Consider the following 16,200-nt stretch of genomic DNA (forward strand, 5'->3'; position numbering starts at 1 on the left):
GCCGATGAGGGCGGGACGGGGAGGGAAACCCTGGGGTCAGGCCCGGGGAAACAGGTCCGCCTGGAGCAATTGCCGCCTGGAGGTGATGTTCAGCTTCTGAAATATCTTCGACAAGTGGTACCTGATGGTGCTCGAACTTATCGAAAGGCGGCGGGCTATCTCCGGATTGGTCAGTCCTTGGCTGGCCATCTGAGCGACTCGCAGTTCCTGCGGTGTCAGGGAGCTCAGGCAACCCGGCACGTCTCCCGAATCGGCCTGGCAGCTGTAGCCAGTGGAACGCAGTTCCGCCGCCGCCTGGTCAAGCCACGGCGCGGCACGGAGCGAGGTGAAGACGCCGACCGCCGAATGCAGGTGCCGGCGGGCATCCTGAATGCGTTTCTCGCGGCGGAGCCGCTTTCCCAGCAGCAGCTCCGCGCGGCCCTGCTCGAAGAGAGACCCCTTGGACCCGGCGATCGCCTCGCTGAGAAGCCGCTCGCATTGGGAGGAGTCCGCGGCGAGCAGGGCGCGTGCCCGCAGCATGGGACCGAGCAGATGCGGTGCGCCGCTGTCGAGCTTCCATTCCTGGGCCTGCTCAAGTACTTTGCCCGCCTCCTCCGTCTGCCCGACCGTCACGTGGCACTCGATGAGATCGGCGCTGACAAGGAAAGAGATCACGTAGTGGTAGGCGTTGTCCTTCGGCGAGGTCACGCGGGAATAGTGCAGGATCGCCGAGTGCGGGTCGCCCGTGCTCATCGCGGCGCGGCCCAGCGCCCAATGCGCGATCGCATAGGTCAGGTGGTCCTCACGCGGCGACGAATTGCCCAGCGCCTCATCCACGAGGCTCCGGCACCGCTCGCTCTGGCCTCGCGCTCCCGCGATCAACGCCAGCATCGCTTGCACTTCGGCGGCGACGGCCCGCTGCCCGAGCCGGTTCGCCAAGAGCAGAGCCTCCTTTCCGAGGGCTTCGGCGTCGTCCCAATCGCCGAAGAAGTGCTCCAGCGCGAGAAGCGAAACGGCCAGGAGCGGGAGAACGCCCGTCGCGCCCTGCGAACGGAGGTCTCTGAACGCCTGGGCGAAGGCTTCGCGTGCGGTGCCGCCCATGGCGGGAAGGTGAGGGAGCACTGCCGGCCACACGGTCGGCTCCCCGGCCAGCAGTGAGCGGAGCAGGCCGACCGCGGATATGTCAACGCTCCCGGATTGCCGGAGGTCCTTGTCCGCCAGGCGCTTCAGTGCCTCGCCGAACAGTCTGGCGGGATGGTCGGGGTCCAAGGACAGCTCCGAGAGCTGCCGACCGATGGCGCGGAGATTCCTCCGGTTTCCGGAGGAGAGCTCCACGCGAGCCGCCAGCAGGAGCAGGTGGGCGGCTATGGAGGGGTCGACCAGAGCGGCCTGCGATGTTCTGTCCAGCAGAACTCCGCGGGCGATCCCGGAGTTGACGCTCGTATACGCCACGACTCCCTGCAGTAGCCCCCCGGCGGTGAACAGATAGGGGTCTTCGGTGCTGCAGGGCACCTGCTTTTCAAGAGCCTCGGCACGTGATGGTCTGCCCGCCTGCCAGGCACAGCTCGCCGCGTCGATGAGAAAACGGAAGCGTGTCATCGGCATCTGACTCAGCCGGGTCGCGCGCTCCAGGGCCCGCAGAGCCGTGACCATGCCACTCATATGTCGGGCGTGGCCGGCACCCGCCGTGATCTTCTTCGCCACTTCCTCGTCCGGCTCATACGTGGCGGCGGCAAGGTGATATGCGTGGCGATACGGAGTGGTGGCGGTCGCATTCGCCAGCGCACGGTGAGCGGTCTTCCGCTCACCGAAGGTGGCGTTGCTGTACACAATGGTCCGCAGGAAAGGCGGATGAAAGATCAGTTCATCGTCGACCACCGTCGCCACCATCGACCGCTCCGCGGGTGCGAACGCGGCGGTGTCGATCCCCAGGGCCGCGGTGGCCGAGAACGTGGTGTGCACGTCCCTCTTGTCGTTCGCCGCCGCTATCAGCAGCATCCGCTTGGTGGGGTCGGGGAGATCGGATATCAACCTGCCGAACGTACTCTTCAGCCGTACGCTGCACGGCAGCCCGTCGGGCATGTCCGCCCCCTCGCCGGTCGAGAACGCGAGCGAAGCGGCGATCTCGATCGCGACCAGGGGGTTGCCCGACGACTCATGGATGATCCGATCGACCAGCGGATCGGCGAGATCACCCACGACCTGTTTGATCAGGAAGCCGACGTCGGAAGGGGACAGCGGGCTCAACCGGATCTCCGGCAGGCCCTGCAGACGGCCATAGGTCGGTTCGTGTTCACGGGCCGCGATGAGCACGAGAACCGGCACGTTGTACAGGCGGCGCGAGACGAAGAGGATGGAGTCCAGCGATGCTTCGTCCAGTTGCTGGACATCGTCGATCACCAGGAGCAACGGCTTCTGCTCCGCCGCCAGAGTGAGCAGCGCCAATGTCGCGCAGGGCAGAGACAGTCTGTCCTTGGGCGGTTCAGAGAGGCCGAAGACCCCGTTCAGCGCAGCCGCGTGACCGTCCGGAAGATATTTGAGGCGATGCTGAAGCGGGTGGAGGATCTGGTGGAGTCCCGCGAACGGCACGGCCACCTCGGACGGGGCTCCGCAGCACCACAGGACGGTGAAGTCGGATTGCGCCGCCCTGCTGACCTCCTCCAGCAGACGTGTTTTTCCCATTCCAGGGCCGCCGGTCACGGTGACGCTGCCCCCTTGGCCGGCGGTGAGCGTCCATTCGGCCAGGGCGGAAAGTTTGCCCAGTTCGACGTCTCTTCCGATCAGGGTGGGTATGGATTCAGGGTGTTTCAGGGTGTTACCTGCCCCGAGTAATGCTTGATCGAAAATCCCTCCCGAACAATCTTCCCTCGATATCACATACATCTTTGCCTCGCACGCATAGCTGTCCCTAAGTCGCAAACCGTTGCTCCGGGATACAGGCAGACCCCCGATCGGGAGGTCCGCCGTCCAGTGCCCGCAACTTCTGTCTTCGTACCGGAACCGAGCAGGAGGTATGGTCACCCCTGCACTGGAGCTCACCGTGCACGGACGCCGATTTCGCCCCTACGCCCGCATGCCAGATTAATCTCGTTTAAGTATGCACCGAGGCTCTAAATTATGCAATATTAACCTTACGTGATTACCAACAGGCTCCCTTCACCCTGAGTCATCAAACTCTCCGCATTCCCATTTCGAATACGGCTCCGCCGCGGCCCCACCCGGATATCATCTTTCGACTGATATCCAGTGGCGAATCCGCGGCCAGAGCCGCCGGCCGCTTCCCCAATGCCGAAGGGCGCCTTCGAGCACCGGCGATCGTATAGCGATCGGGGTCACGGAAATCCGCTGATAATCAGAGCCGGCCGTGGCGTTTCAGTTCGTCTCGCAGCTCGGCGGCGTTGGTGAAGAGCACCGTCCCCATGCCCAGAGCCGCCGCCGCCTCGGTGTTCGCGCGGTTGTCGTCCACGAACAGCGCCTGTTCGGCGGAGAGGCCGAAGCGGTCCAGTGCATGGTGGTAGATCGCGGGGTCCGGCTTGGTCAGTTTCACCTCGCCCGACACCACGACATCCTCGAACAGTTCCAGGACGGGGTGGCGCTCCACTGCGGCCGGATATGTCTCCGCCGACCAGTTCGTGATCGCGAACATCGCGGTCCCGGACCTTTTCAGCTCACCGACGACTTCGGTCGTGCCGGGTATCGGGCCGCCGAGCATCTCGGGCCACCTGCTCCAGTACGCCTCGATCCACTCCCGATGCTGCGGATAGCATCCGCTCACCTCCTCGATCGCCTCAGCGAACGTCCGTCCGCGATCCTGCTCGGCGTTCCAGGCGCTGGAGCACACTTCGGTCAGGAACCACTCCATCCTTGCCGAGTCGGCGATGAGCTTGCGGTACAGATACCGCGGATTCCAATCGACGATCACTCCGCCTATATCGAAGACCACGGCGCTGAAGCATTGCGCCGAGGTCTTCGATGCCGCCATCTCACCCATGCGTCTCCCCGCTTTCACACCAGGATCACAGCCACACCAGCACATTCGATCTTGTCGAGTTCCGCGGTCGGCGCACTGTCGTCCGTGATGATCGCGTCGAGTTCGCTCACCGGACAGACGTGGCCGAGACCGGTCAGAGAGAATTTCGAGCCATCACATACCGCGATCTTTCGCTGAGCCGCGGAGAGCACGGCCTGCTTGATCGGCACCTCCGCCAGATCGTGTGCCGTCAACCCGTGCTGCGACGACATCCCGCAGACGGAGAGCACGGCGGTGTCCACGCGCAGCGCGCGCAGGGACATCTCGGTGAGGTGTCCGGCGAAGGAGAGCGTTCTCGGCAGGATCTCCCCGCCGGGTATGAGCAGCTTCACGTCTCCCCCACCGCTGAGAACGTTCGCAGAGTGCAGGTCGAGGGGGATCGCGGTGATCCGCCGGTAGGCCAGCGCCCGGGCGACCTGCAAGGTGGTGGTGCCGCTGTCGAGAATGACGGACTCCCCGTCCGCCACCAGTTCGTTGAGCTTGCGGCTGATCCGCTTTTTGATGTCTACCGCCTCGTGCTCGCGCACGGCGAACGGCGGCGCCTCCCCTCTCAGCATCAGGCTCACGGCGCCCCCTCGCACGCGCCGCAAGACCCCCTGATCGGCTAACTGATCCAGGTCCCGGCGGATGGTCATTTCCGAGCACCCGGTCTGCTCGGCCAGCTCCCCCACCGTGACCCGTTGCGCCGTTCGCAACCTGGCGATGATTTCCAGCAAGGCGATTCGAACCTTCCATGTGTGCTACTTCACGTGATAGATGTGTCTATGTCAAGCATTCGCTCAGGTTTGCCGACGCACGCCGCCCACACATGTCCGCAGACCGTGATGAGCAGGGAAGGCCACCGGCACCACCCGAATGCTCTGTATACGGAGGTGAGCGCTTTGCGGCCACACTTTCCGCGCCGGTACCGCAGGGCGCAGGTCGAGTAAAGATCTACCAGAAGGAGTGTGAGATTCTCCGTGCGGCCGCCCGGCCGCGCACGGATCTTCGATCCGCCCTTTTCACCAACACCCTCGCCCGCCACATCGCTTATGGGGTCTCATGACTAGTACTGCAGCCGCGCCCCCCGGAACAGGAACGGCAACGAGCTTTACCCGCGTGGCCATGCTCGGCATGTTCGTGTCGTTCGTGGTGATCGGTGCACTCCAGGCCCTGTACGGCCCGGCAGTGCCCGGCATGCAAGACCGCTTCGGTATCTCCGCAGGCGAGGTGGGGCTGGTGCTGGCGATGCACTTCGTCGGCGCGCTCCTCGGGGTGCTGGGCACCTCCCGGATGCGAAGGTGGGGCAACCGGGCCTTCCTCATCATCGCGCTCACGGCGACCGCCGTCGGATGCCTCGGTTTCGCCATGGCACCGGTGTGGCCCGCGGCACTGGCAGCGGCGTTCGTGGTCGGCCTTGGCTTCGGCTGGATCGACGTCGGGGTGAACGAGCTGTTCATCGAGTACTACGGGTCGAACGGCACCGGCATGCTGAACCTGCTTCACGGCGTCTTCGGCGCCGGAGCCGTCCTCGGTCCCCTATTCATCGGGGCGCTTCCCCGGCAGATGTACGTATGGTCCTTCGTCGTATGCGCCGCGCTGTGTTTGATCGCACTCCTGACGGTGCGAGGCGTCTCCGGACGCCCCGTGCGTCACACGCGGCAGGATGTCCGCTGGGCGGCCGTGGGCCGAATGACCGCGCTTTTCATGATCTTTTTTGTGCTGCACGTGGGGGTCGAGTCCGGCGTCGGCGGCTGGGAGACGTCCCACCTGGTAAGCCTGGGCTGGGCAGCCGGCCCGGCCGCCATGGCGACCTCCGCCTTCTGGCTCGCGTTGACCGGCATCCGGTTCGCCATCAGCCCGATCGCGCGCTTCTTCACCGCGCAGCAGATCGTGCTCGCGAGCCTTGTGCTGGTCATGGTCGGCACAGTTCTCGCCCACTGGAACCCGGCGGCCCCCGTCGGCTACATCCTCACCGGCATTGGTGTCGGACCGCTCTTCCCGACCGGCCTGATCTGGCTGACCGAAAAACTGCCGGGCGTCCCTGGAGTCACCTCCTACGTCATCGCGATGTCCATGCTCGGCGGGGTCTTGCCAAGCCTTGTCGGAGGTGCGGTCGAACAATGGGGACCTGGTGTCATCCCCACCACGATCGCCGCCATGGGAGCCGTGTGTGTGCTCGTGGCGCTGGTCATCAGGTCTTTGGCATCGCCGCTGCGCGCTCCTCACGACGCGCCTGCGAACCGCGTCTCCGGCGCCGCGAAGGGAGCCACGTGACCTCCTTCGGTTGAGCCGGAACGGTGGTAGGCCCCCCATGGTCGGAGGGCCTACCACTAACCACGTTGATCAGGCCGGCGACCGTTCACCGGGCCCGTCCGGCTCATCTGGCCCGTCCGGCTCATCCGGCCCATCCGGCTCCTCGGGCCAGACCTGCCATCCGCGCGCCGCCCGCCGTCCGGCGACATGACCGTGAACGAGCATCGGGGGCTCACCCACCCCCGTCCCGATCTGAGCGGGCTCCCCGCCTTCCGGACCGGTGTGGATCAGGAAGCTGCGGAGTTCATCCGCGACGGTCACCAGTACGGCGGCGCCGTGAGGCGCCAGCCGTACGGAGACCCCCGGGGCCAGGAAGGCGGCGTCGACCTCCTGAGCCGTGTCCGAACGGCTGAACAGATAGATCACGGTGGTGTCGCTCGCGGAGTCGCTCCGACGCAGAATCAGCAGGCCGCCATCGGCGGACGGCTCGGTATCCAGCGCCCGCAGGACATCGCGTGCCGCCGTATCCAGATCCGCGGCCACGGGGATGACATGACAGTTGGCGGGTGAGGCTCGAAGGGCTCGATCCAGCAGATCGCACGGCTGTCCCGTCTCATCCCTTTCCGGGACAGGCCCCACGACAACGCATCGCCGTCCGGCGGCCACCAGCTCCGCCAGCTCCCGCTGGCGGCCCTTGCTCATTGCCCCGCCGCCGGCGACCAGCCAGGTCGCGGCGGCGTCAGGAGCGGACGGCGCGTCGGCCGGACCCGCCAGGTCCACTTCGACGCCGCTGTTCAGCATCCAGAGCATCGACGCCTCGGCGGCGACGCTCGCGGGTGCCGGCCCTCCAGCCGCCCCGCCATCCGGCTCGACGGGCCAGGCCGACTCCGCCACGGTCACCGGATCGAGGACCAGGCGGGCCCGGGGCTCCGGCCGTACCCTGCGCAGTGCCCCACCCGCCCAGTCAGAGAAGACACTGATAAGACGCATCGCCAACGCGTTGGGGTGCACCCCACCGGACTCGTCCAGAGGAGCCCCCGGGCAGTACGGCGGGGCATAGTGTTCCGCTTTCTTGCCTTCGGCGCGCAATGCTTTGTCATCAGGGCCGATTTCCGGTGCCCAGTGGTACGTCGTGCACGCGGTGTAGATGCTGACGACGCTGGATCCGAACGCGAGGCCCAGCAAGGAGTTGTACAGCGGCACGGAGGGACTCGCGTAGGACTCGTCGCCCCAGGTGAATCCCCAGTTCTCCTCCAGACAGTCGGTCCGGTGCAGCCGCATCCCGAGCCAGAGGGCTGTCAGCGCCCCGTCCGAGGAGAACGGGTTGCCGGTCCAGCTCGTATTGGTGGCGACGACACCGTCCGGCAATGCGGAGGTGGAGCGGACTATCCACGCCTCCGGTGCCCGGTGCGGACCGGGAAGGCCCGGCAGCGAGAGGTTGTGCACTATCGGTATGCGGCTCTCCAGAGCGTCGCGATAGGTCTCCAGGACATCGTGCATCCCTACACCGCTCCACAGGGCCCACTGGGCGCGCCGGACCGGATCCGCGGGGATCGAGGGGACATCGCCCGCCCATTTCGCCTGCTTTTCCAGCGCCGCGGTGGAGAAGTCCTCGGCGTCTAGAGCGGCATGCAGTTCACCGAAGATCCCCTCGTTGCCGATCTGGAGACCGACGATCGGGCCGTCGGGCCCCGCCAACGGCTCCACGACGTGCCGCCGAAAGGCGTTCAGCCACTCGACCGCGTCACGGGCGAAATTCTCGTCGAAGCCCGACGGCATGGGGAGCAGTTCCTCGGTGAGGGGATCGCCGACCGCCGACCTGCGAGGCGGCCGGCGGGTGACGCGATCCGGCAGGCCGCCGAGCCGTACCTCACCGTGAATGTAGGGCCCCGGTTTGAGGATCACCAGCAATCCCGCGCGAGCGGCCTGGTTGATGAACCCCAGCAGATTCCGCTGCGGGTGCGTGTCGCCTTGGAAGTCGAATTCCAGCTCGCTGTCGGAGGAAAGGCCGAGCTCGTGAAGTCGCCACGGCACATAGGTGGCTATGACGTCCGCACCGAGCTCGCGCAGAGCGCGAAGATTCGGCTGCCAGGCGGTCGCGTGGGCCCGATAGTACGGGTACTCGGCGATGATCGGGATGCGGCGGGGCGAGAGCGGCAGCAGGTCGGCGAGACGCGCAGCCGCTCCCGCGCCCGGCTTCATTCGGTCGCCCCCGCGCTCTGAATCACGACTTTCAGCGCGCTGTAACCGGTCTCCGGAGCGGCTGCCAGTACGGCGAAGGCATCCTCGTGCTCCTCCAGCGTGAACCGGTGAGAGATCAGCCGTTCCAGGGGGAGCCGGGCCGCCAGCTCGACGGCGCGGGGAAAGTGCGGGCCGCGGTAGTCGCCCGCCCCGGTGACGCGCAGTCCGCGTTGCAGGATCTGGAGGGGGCGGACGGTGGCCTCGGCCCGGCTGTCGTAGCCCATCACCACGACGCTGCCGGCGTCCTCGACCAGGTCGATGGCGAGGCCGAGCTGGTTGCCCACTGTGTCGATCACTGTCGGCGCCCGGTCGGGACGATCATCCGAACCGGCGCCCACGACGTCGACACCGGAGGTGAAGAAGCCGTCGATCAGCTTGTGGGCGTGGTCACGCCGGAAGGAGTCGCGCTCGATGAGGGTGACGGCGCTGCCCAGATGTCGGGCCGCCACAGCGCAGACCAGACCGATGGGGCCCGCTCCGATGACCACAACGGGTTCCGCGGAAGGGATCTGCGCCGCGTCCAGGTTGTTCAGGGCGCACGCCAGAGGTTCGGTCAGAACAGCGCGATCGTAGGAGACGTCGGCCGGGATGAGGTGCAGGAACCGGTCCTCCAGCACCATGTAATCGGCGAAGGAGCCGTCTCGGTCGATGCCGATCTCGTTACCGGTCTTGTCGTGGCAGAAGTTGGTCTGACCCCGCAGGCACATGTCGCAGCGTCCGCAGTACAGCGTCGGGTTGACGATCACTCGGTCGCCGGGGGTGAGAGCGGTCACCTCCGGTCCGATCTCGACGACCTCGCCGACCGCCTCATGCCCCATCACCACGCCCGGCTCGGCGGAGAACTTTCCCACCAGAACGCTTCGGTCTGTTCCGCACACGCCGGTCTGATGAATCTTCACGAGCACGTCGTGCGGTGACTTCACCGTAGGACGCGCACGCTCGCCCAGTTCCAGGCGCAGGTCATCGGTCAGCAGCAGGGCTCGCATCACAGAACGCCTTCCTTGGCCGTATGGGCGGTACCGTTCAGGTCCCAGACAACGGATTCGAGAATTCGCTTGTGGAGGGTCGGAGTGGACGCGGCGATGCACGACTGCTGGTTCTCCGGTGAGAGATCGAACAGGCGAGTGCCCGCCAACGAGCGCCCGTAGGCGTCGGTGATGGTGACGCCGGCGCGTTCGGCGAGGAACACGCTCGCGGCGATGTCGTAAGGGAAGAGGTGCAAGATGCTTCCCCGACCGGCCTTGCGGAACGCGGCCTCGGTCTCCGGGTGATCGTGCAGCAGCCGGTTGCCGATGTCGACGTAGGCGTCGAGCTGGCCGGTGATGATCCGCGAGATGGAGAATGAGGCGCTGTTGAAGACGAACACGCCGCCCGTGTTGGCCGACACATCGACGAGGTGGGCATAGGCCGCGGTCATCAGGCTCATCGGATGCCCGTTGAACTCGATCGACCAGAACATGGTGGCGAGTTCCTCGTTGCGGCTGAGGTTCGGCAGGACGCCCGCATAGCCCTCGCCGGTGATGCCGGCCTGGTCGGCTCCGCCGTACATCCAGTTGCCGGTCTTCAGTTCGAGGAGCAGCGCGTGGTCGACGGAGCCGAGGACCGGATCGTCCGACATCGGAGCGGCGGCGATGGAGACGTTGGCCAGTTCCAGATCGGCCGAGGCCGGCCGCGTGCCGTCGATGGGGTCCACGATGAGGACGTGGCGGGGGTCGGGTCCGGTCGTGCGGAGCCCGCGGTCCTCGGTGTAGACGGCGATGGGCTCGGTGGCGTTGGCCTGGAGGTAGTCCCAGGCGACCCGTTCCGCGGTCTCGTCGATATCGAACTGCGCGTCGCCCCCCGGAGAGTCGCCGAGAACCCGCCGGGCCTGACCCACCAGGCGCCCGGCACCGAGTTCGGCGCGAATGGCGCGCGCCATCCCGAGCATCAGGTCTTTCATGCGAGCTCCTCGTGGAAGAGACCTTCAAGCCGGTCACAGATGAGGTCGGCCTCGGCCATGGTCAGAGTGAGTGGCGGCCGGATCTTGAGGACGTTCCCGAACCCGTAGCGGGAAGTCCTCATGATCAGGCCGTGTTCCATGGCCTTGTCGGCCAGATGGTTGGTCAGCGCGACATCCGGCTCCCCCGCCTGATCCTCAAGCTCGAAGCCGATCATCAATCCGACTCCGCGAATGTCCCCGATCTGCGGGAACCGCGCGCGGAGATCGGTGAGGCGGGCGCAGATGTGGTCACCGACGGTGCGCACGTTCTCCAGGAATTCAGGCTGGGCGACGATGTCGAGCGTGGCGTTGGCCGCGGCGGCGGCCAAGAGATTGGAGCCGTAGGTGAAGGAGTGGTGGTGCCCCGGCAGACCCGCCAGCCGATCATTGGTCAGGATTCCCGCGACCTGCGCGCCGGAACCTCCGAGTCCCTTGGCCACCGTGATCGCGTCGGGCTCGACGCCGAAGTGCTCGGCCGCGAACATGCGCCCGGTGCGGCCGATGCCGGTCTGGATCTCATCGAAGATCAGGACAATGTCGTTGTCATCACAGAACTGGCGCAGCGCCTGGAAATACCCGTCCGGCGGCACGATGTTTCCGCCGTTGCCGGAAATCGGCTCCACGACGACCGCGGCGACCCTCCCCGAACTCGCGAATTCCACGAAGTCGTCGATCCGCTTGACGCACAGAAGGCCACAGCTACTAGGTTGCTGTGCATAAAAGCACCGGTGGCAGTAGGGATCCGGCACATGAATACCACCGGGGTAGATGACCGGGAAAGGCTCCTTCCTGAAAGCGTTTCCCGAAAGCGATGACATCATCATCGACTGCCCGAGATGGCTGCGGAACAACGTGATCACATCACGCTTTCCGGTGGCCACCTGCGCCATCTTGATGGCGCCCTCATTGGCCTCCGAACCGCCGGAGACCTTCAGGTGGACCTTGGTAAGGCTCTTCGGCGACACCTCGACGAGTCTGGCGACCAATTCGTTGATGGGGTCGGACTGGAAGCTCGACGTCAGATGGATGAGCAGGTCCGCCTGATCCTTGATGGCCTGGATCACCGTGGGATGTCCGTAGCCGAGGCTCAGGTTGAATGTGGCGGCGGCGCAGTCGATGTAAGAGCGTCCTTCGGAGTCGTAGAGGAACACCCCCTCGCCGCGGAGCATACGCGTATCGGCGACCGAATAGTAGATGTGTTCCTTGATGGTCTGTCTGACATCGTGCTGAGTTACGACCGAGGTCACGGCCGGCCCCCTTCTATGTCACGTTGAGATACAGCACAAGGTGCACTGGTCTCGATGAATGTCAGCCGAGGACTTTCGCTACAACAGAGGTGAACTCCTTGGCGATACGGTCGATGTCCGCCTCTTTACTGAAGGGGCCGACTCCGTTACCGGCGCCGAGATAGCTGTCGGAAACACCGGTCGACAATGCGATCGACCGCGAAAGAATATCGTCGGTTTTCGGGAGCGCTCCCTTGCCGTAGCTCTGGCACAGGTCGCTCTCCTGAGGAACGCGGAAAGGGGTCGGGCCGCGTTCGCCCCGCCCGAGCGCCGCCAGGGCGGGCAGCCCGCCGTAGTAGTGCTTGGGAGAGTCGATCAGGGTCTTGCATCCGAACGACTCCCCCACCGATGCGGCGGACTCGGCGGAGTCGAAGATGAAGACGGCCAGCGTTCCGCACTCGCCGTCACCGTCATGAAGAAGCCGGCGGCGCATTCCTTTCTGCTCGGGAATCCCCTCCAGCAGACGCGTTTTCACGGCCCGTGTCCGCGCCAGCACCGAGTCGAGCTTCTCCAACTGCGCGAGGGCGACCGCCGCATTCAGTTCGCTCATCCTGAGGTTCAGCCCGAACATCAGATCGCCCTCACCGACCTCCTGCCGGTGGGGGAACCATCCCTGGTCGTGGAACGAGTGCGCCCGCTGGAACAGCCTCTCCTGGCTGGTCAACACGAAGCCGCCGTCCATGCCGGTGACGACTTTGAAGTGATTGAGGGAGAAAGTGCCGACGGTCCCGATCGTCCCGAGCAAGGCGCCCCGGTACGTCCCGCCCGTCGCCTGCGCATTGTCCTCGATCAGTGCAAGGCCGTACTCATCGGCGACTTCCTGGAGTGCGGCGAGGTTCGAGGGCGCCCCGAGCATGTGCACCGCCATGATGGCGCGGGTACGCTCGGTGACCCGGGCTCGCACGTCCACCGGATCCAAGGTCAGCGACTCGTCGATCTCGGCGAGCACCGGAGTGGCGCCACTGTGGACGATGGCGCCGATCGAGGCCACGAACATGTATCCCGGCACGATGACCTCGTCACCCGGGCCGATGCCGAGCCCTGCCAGCGCCGCCAGCAGAGCGGAGGTCCCGCTGTTGACCGGCACGCAGTACGGCACATCAAACCTCTCCGCCGCCGCGTTCTCAAACCGCAGCACCATTGAGGTCGAGCCAGGATTGTCGAAGTCGTAGCGATGTTCACGCCAATAGTCGAGGACCTCCAGCACTTTGTCGCGTTCATGCTCGTCCATGAAGGCGTATCCCGGACCGGGCACGGTACCTCCTAAAGAAATATCGCCAGGGCGATAGTCGTCCGGAAGGAGATCAGAAGATGGTGGGGCAGAAAGGCGCGGGATCGTGCCTGAACGCGGCGGCGGCGACCGCCAGCGCACCCGGCCGGAGCTCGGTGACCGCTCCCGCCGCGGCCAGCTGCTTGAGCGAGACGCCGCCCAGGTAGGCGGCCCCCAAAGCACGGATCGAGACCGACAGGTCGGCCTGGTCGTGAGTGCGATGGCACTCGGCTGCGCTCACTCCGCCGCTGAGCCGCCAACGTCCCCGATTCCAGGGGCAGAGGTCGTCCTCGACCTCTAGGACCAGATCGACGTCGCAGCCGTAGGTCCGTGCGGCCAGCGCCCGATCCACATCCACCAGACGCACGTGGAGTTGGTCACGGAGTGTGGGTACGGCGGTGCGAACGTCGGCCAGCATCGCGAGGACGGGGTCGTCGACCGGCCTGGTCTCGGCAAGGACCGTCGCCGTGAGATCCAGGTCCAGAAGGGTCGCCCAGATCTCCGCATAGGCGGCCGGATCGCGGGCGTAGATTTCCCTGACCAGCACGATGTTTCGGGGAGATGAGTCCACCCAGTTGGAGCGGACGGTGTAGAGCGCGTAGCCGCGCGCCCCGTCATCGTCTTCGACGACGACCGCCTGAAGCGGCGCGCACCCGCCTCTGGCCTCCGGAGGGTCCATCAGGGCGCGATGGGTCCACAGGGCATCGCGACGCAACATGCCCGGGCGGATAGGCACGTTGACGTCGTAACAGGGCGCCACCAGATCGGCGATCTCTTCGGGGCGGGTCGCCCGTAGGCGGAGCGACGGATCACGCGGTCGCTCCGGTAGGAGGGCAGCCGCTCCACGCGGAATCGTCAGCCGCACAACCTGGCCGGCCATGCCGTACCCGAACCGGCCGTAGATCCCCGCCTCCGTCGAATGCAAGGCGGCGACCGGTTCGGCCTGCGTCTCATGCAGCGTCGTGAACGTGTGCGTCATCATGCGGCGCATGAGCCCGCGGCGGCGGTGGTCAGGCATGACGCTGACATAACCGACACCGGCGACCGGCCGAGGGCCGCCCGGCACGGTCATCTCCAGGGAATAGATCGTGCTGGTCGCGCAGATCCGGCCGTCACGCCGAACGACAATGGCCCGGTCGAACTCAAAGATCTTCTGATTCATCTCATGGAATTCCGGCGGATCAGGGAATCCGCCGTATGCCCGGTGAATCGCCGCGGCCAGTTCGTCGAACTGATGCGGCTCCGGCGCGCAAAGCTCGTAGCCGTCTCCCGCCAACGTCATTGTCAGTCCCCTTAGGCTTATCAGCCGCTGTATTCCACACAGATGAGTTCAGCCGCCTGTTCCGCGACGGCGTAGGCCGGCGCCTGCGGACCACCTGTCGTGATCTCCGGCAGCACCGAGACGTCCGCGACCCGGACGTTCGCAAGACCCCGGACACGCAGATCCGGTGCCACCACGGCCAAATCGTCCGTACCCATCCGACATGTGCCGACCAGATGAAACTGAGTGCCGGCGGAGTGGCGGACATAGTCGGCCACCGTTGCGCGATCAGCCTTCAGCACCTCAGGAGGCGCGCCGCCCCAGAGCGGCCGCAGCGCCGCGGTGTGAGCCAGGTCCACGATGAGCGACACTCCCTCGGCCAGATCCTCGAGATCGGCGGAGGAGCTGAGATAGCCGGGGTCGGGCACGGGACTCCGGTCCGCCTGCCACACGAGCCTGCCCCGGCTCGCCGGATGGGTGAGCCCCACTGCCAGTGAGAAGAAGCGCCCGTCGGCGTCCGTGCTGGGGCCAAGCCAGACGTGGTGCCGGTCTCCGGCGAACAAGCCCGCCTCCCCGAGGCCGGACCGAGACGCGGCCGGGTCGGCGTCCGCCGCGGTGAAGGCGACCGACAGCGCGATGTGGTCGTGGAGGTTCTCGCCCACCCCTGGAAGATCGACATGTTGGTCCAGGCCGAGTTCACGCAAACGCCCCGCGGGACCGACACCGGACAGGAAGAGGAGATGCGGACTGCCGACCGCCCCGGCTGCGAGGAGCACCTCGTGCGTGACTCCGACAACTTCGCTGGTGCCGCCCCTGCGGTATTCCACCCCCGTCACCCGATCGCCATGAATGACGAGGCGGCTGACCTCGGCTCCCGTTCGAACCGTCAGATTCGGCCGACCCGCGGCAGGCGTGAGATAGGCGTCCTTGGCGCTCTGGCGGCGCCCCTCCCAAGCCGTAACGCTGTAGTAGCCCACCCCGGTGAGCTGCCCCTGATGAAAATCGGGCACGAACGGGAACCCCGATTCCTCAGCCGCCTGCACGAAAGAGCGACACCAGGGGTGGCGCCCTTCGCGCCGGGTCATGCGAAAACCGGTCCCCGACTCGTCCACGGACTCCGCGCGCTCGAAAGCCGGCCAAAGCTCCTCGGAGCCCCATCCGGGAATCCCCCAGCTGTCGAAGTCGCGCCGGTCCCCGCGAATCCACACCATCGCGTTCATCGACGTGCTGCCCCCGAGCATCCGCCCACGTGGGCAGCGGACCACGCGATCCTTGAGCTCCGGCTGAGGCGAGGTACGGAAATCCCAGTCAAGCTCGGTGCCCTGCAAAGAGGCCCAGCGCTCCGGGTCGGCGATCCGTGCCTCCTCGATATCGGGCCCCGCCTCCAGAAGCAGGACCCGCGCAGTGGTGCCGGTAGCGAGACGATTCGCAAGGACCGCTCCGGCTGCCCCACCACCCACGATCACGAAGTCGAAGGCTTGTTCCGTTCCCACTTTCCGGCCTCCCCGAAAGATCCGTCGACCTGTTCCACGTCAAGCTTTCGACTCGGATCCCGCAGGGGCATCTGACACCTGACCAGTCATCTGACGACCAGTCGCTGCCCTCCGGGGCAGCGACCGGAGACGCCGTGGGCATCGCACTCGATCATGTCAGGGCCGCTTCGGCGCACGGACACCATGATCGGCGAGCAGGCTCCACCCACGATCGATCCCAACGTGACCTGCGTTTACGCGGCCTTCCCCACATGAAGTCGCAGCGCGCGAAGCATGGCGTAGAGCCCGCGCTCAGGCGCGGCGAAAAGCAACTCCGGGTTTGGTCACGGGCGGGTCCCTCCATAGGGTGCCCCGCACAAGCGGATTATCCGCCGCCTTGATTTAACAAACACCGCTAGGTTCCGCGGGGTCACCGCGGCCGAAGGGG

11 protein-coding genes are annotated in these 16,200 nt (G+C 66.0%); 1 reads left to right on the forward strand and 10 read right to left on the reverse strand.

From position 1 onward, the window contains the following. Nucleotides 1-36 precede the first annotated feature (36 nt). The 3 genes from BLQ73_RS12430 to BLQ73_RS12440 all read right to left on the reverse strand — a co-directional run bounded on the left by BLQ73_RS12430 (nt 37) and on the right by BLQ73_RS12440 (nt 4,725). Entirely contained in the window at nt 37-2,862 is a 2,826-nt protein-coding gene (locus BLQ73_RS12430) for a helix-turn-helix transcriptional regulator (RefSeq protein WP_093170586.1), read from the reverse strand. Between the two features lie 469 nt (nt 2,863-3,331). Next, entirely contained in the window at nt 3,332-3,970 is a 639-nt protein-coding gene (locus tag BLQ73_RS12435) for an HAD family hydrolase (protein ID WP_245691031.1), read from the reverse strand. A gap of 14 nt (nt 3,971-3,984) precedes the next feature. After that, the gene (locus BLQ73_RS12440; RefSeq protein ID WP_093170587.1) at nt 3,985-4,725 is read right to left on the reverse strand and encodes a DeoR/GlpR family DNA-binding transcription regulator; all 741 of its coding nucleotides are present in this window, start codon (nt 4,723-4,725) and stop codon (nt 3,985-3,987) included. Nucleotides 4,726-5,113: 388 nt separating this feature from the next. Between BLQ73_RS12440 and BLQ73_RS12445 the strand changes: the two genes are divergently transcribed. Next, nucleotides 5,114-6,265 (forward strand): MFS transporter, encoded by a 1,152-nt coding sequence (locus BLQ73_RS12445; protein WP_245691049.1) that lies wholly within the window; start codon nt 5,114-5,116, stop codon nt 6,263-6,265. Between the two features lie 69 nt (nt 6,266-6,334). On the opposite strand, the gene BLQ73_RS12450 is transcribed toward BLQ73_RS12445, so the two are convergent. The 7 genes from BLQ73_RS12450 to BLQ73_RS12480 form a co-directional block, all read right to left on the reverse strand. Next, nucleotides 6,335-8,446, reverse strand: coding sequence for a beta-galactosidase (locus BLQ73_RS12450; RefSeq protein ID WP_093170589.1), 2,112 nt, complete (start codon nt 8,444-8,446; stop codon nt 6,335-6,337). Continuing rightward, complete coding sequence (locus tag BLQ73_RS12455; RefSeq protein WP_093170590.1) at nt 8,443-9,471, reverse strand: zinc-dependent alcohol dehydrogenase; 1,029 nt, start codon at nt 9,469-9,471, stop codon at nt 8,443-8,445. The genes BLQ73_RS12450 and BLQ73_RS12455 overlap by 4 nt, the downstream gene beginning before the upstream one ends. Further along, nucleotides 9,471-10,424, reverse strand: a complete 954-nt coding sequence (locus tag BLQ73_RS12460) for an inositol monophosphatase family protein (protein WP_093170591.1) — start codon at nt 10,422-10,424, stop codon at nt 9,471-9,473. Before BLQ73_RS12460 ends, BLQ73_RS12455 begins: the two co-directional genes overlap by 1 nt. After that, nucleotides 10,421-11,710 carry an aspartate aminotransferase family protein gene (locus BLQ73_RS12465; protein ID WP_218125811.1) on the reverse strand — a complete coding sequence of 430 codons (1,290 nt, stop codon included), beginning with the start codon at nt 11,708-11,710 and terminating at the stop codon, nt 10,421-10,423. Before BLQ73_RS12465 ends, BLQ73_RS12460 begins: the two co-directional genes overlap by 4 nt. Nucleotides 11,711-11,771: 61 nt before the next feature. After that, the gene (locus tag BLQ73_RS12470) at nt 11,772-13,004 is read right to left on the reverse strand and encodes an aminotransferase class I/II-fold pyridoxal phosphate-dependent enzyme (RefSeq protein ID WP_093170592.1); all 1,233 of its coding nucleotides are present in this window, start codon (nt 13,002-13,004) and stop codon (nt 11,772-11,774) included. A gap of 49 nt (nt 13,005-13,053) precedes the next feature. After that, on the reverse strand, nt 13,054-14,301 hold the full coding sequence (locus BLQ73_RS12475) for a GNAT family N-acetyltransferase (RefSeq protein ID WP_093170593.1): 1,248 nt from the start codon (nt 14,299-14,301) through the stop codon (nt 13,054-13,056). Between the two features lie 20 nt (nt 14,302-14,321). Further along, nucleotides 14,322-15,773, reverse strand: coding sequence for a GMC family oxidoreductase (locus BLQ73_RS12480; protein WP_093170594.1), 1,452 nt, complete (start codon nt 15,771-15,773; stop codon nt 14,322-14,324). Between the last annotated feature and the right edge of the window lie 427 nt (nt 15,774-16,200).

The sequence above is a fragment of the Sinosporangium album genome (assembly GCF_900100605.1).
In the GTDB taxonomy this organism is placed as follows: Bacteria; Actinomycetota; Actinomycetes; order Streptosporangiales; family Streptosporangiaceae; genus Sinosporangium; species Sinosporangium album.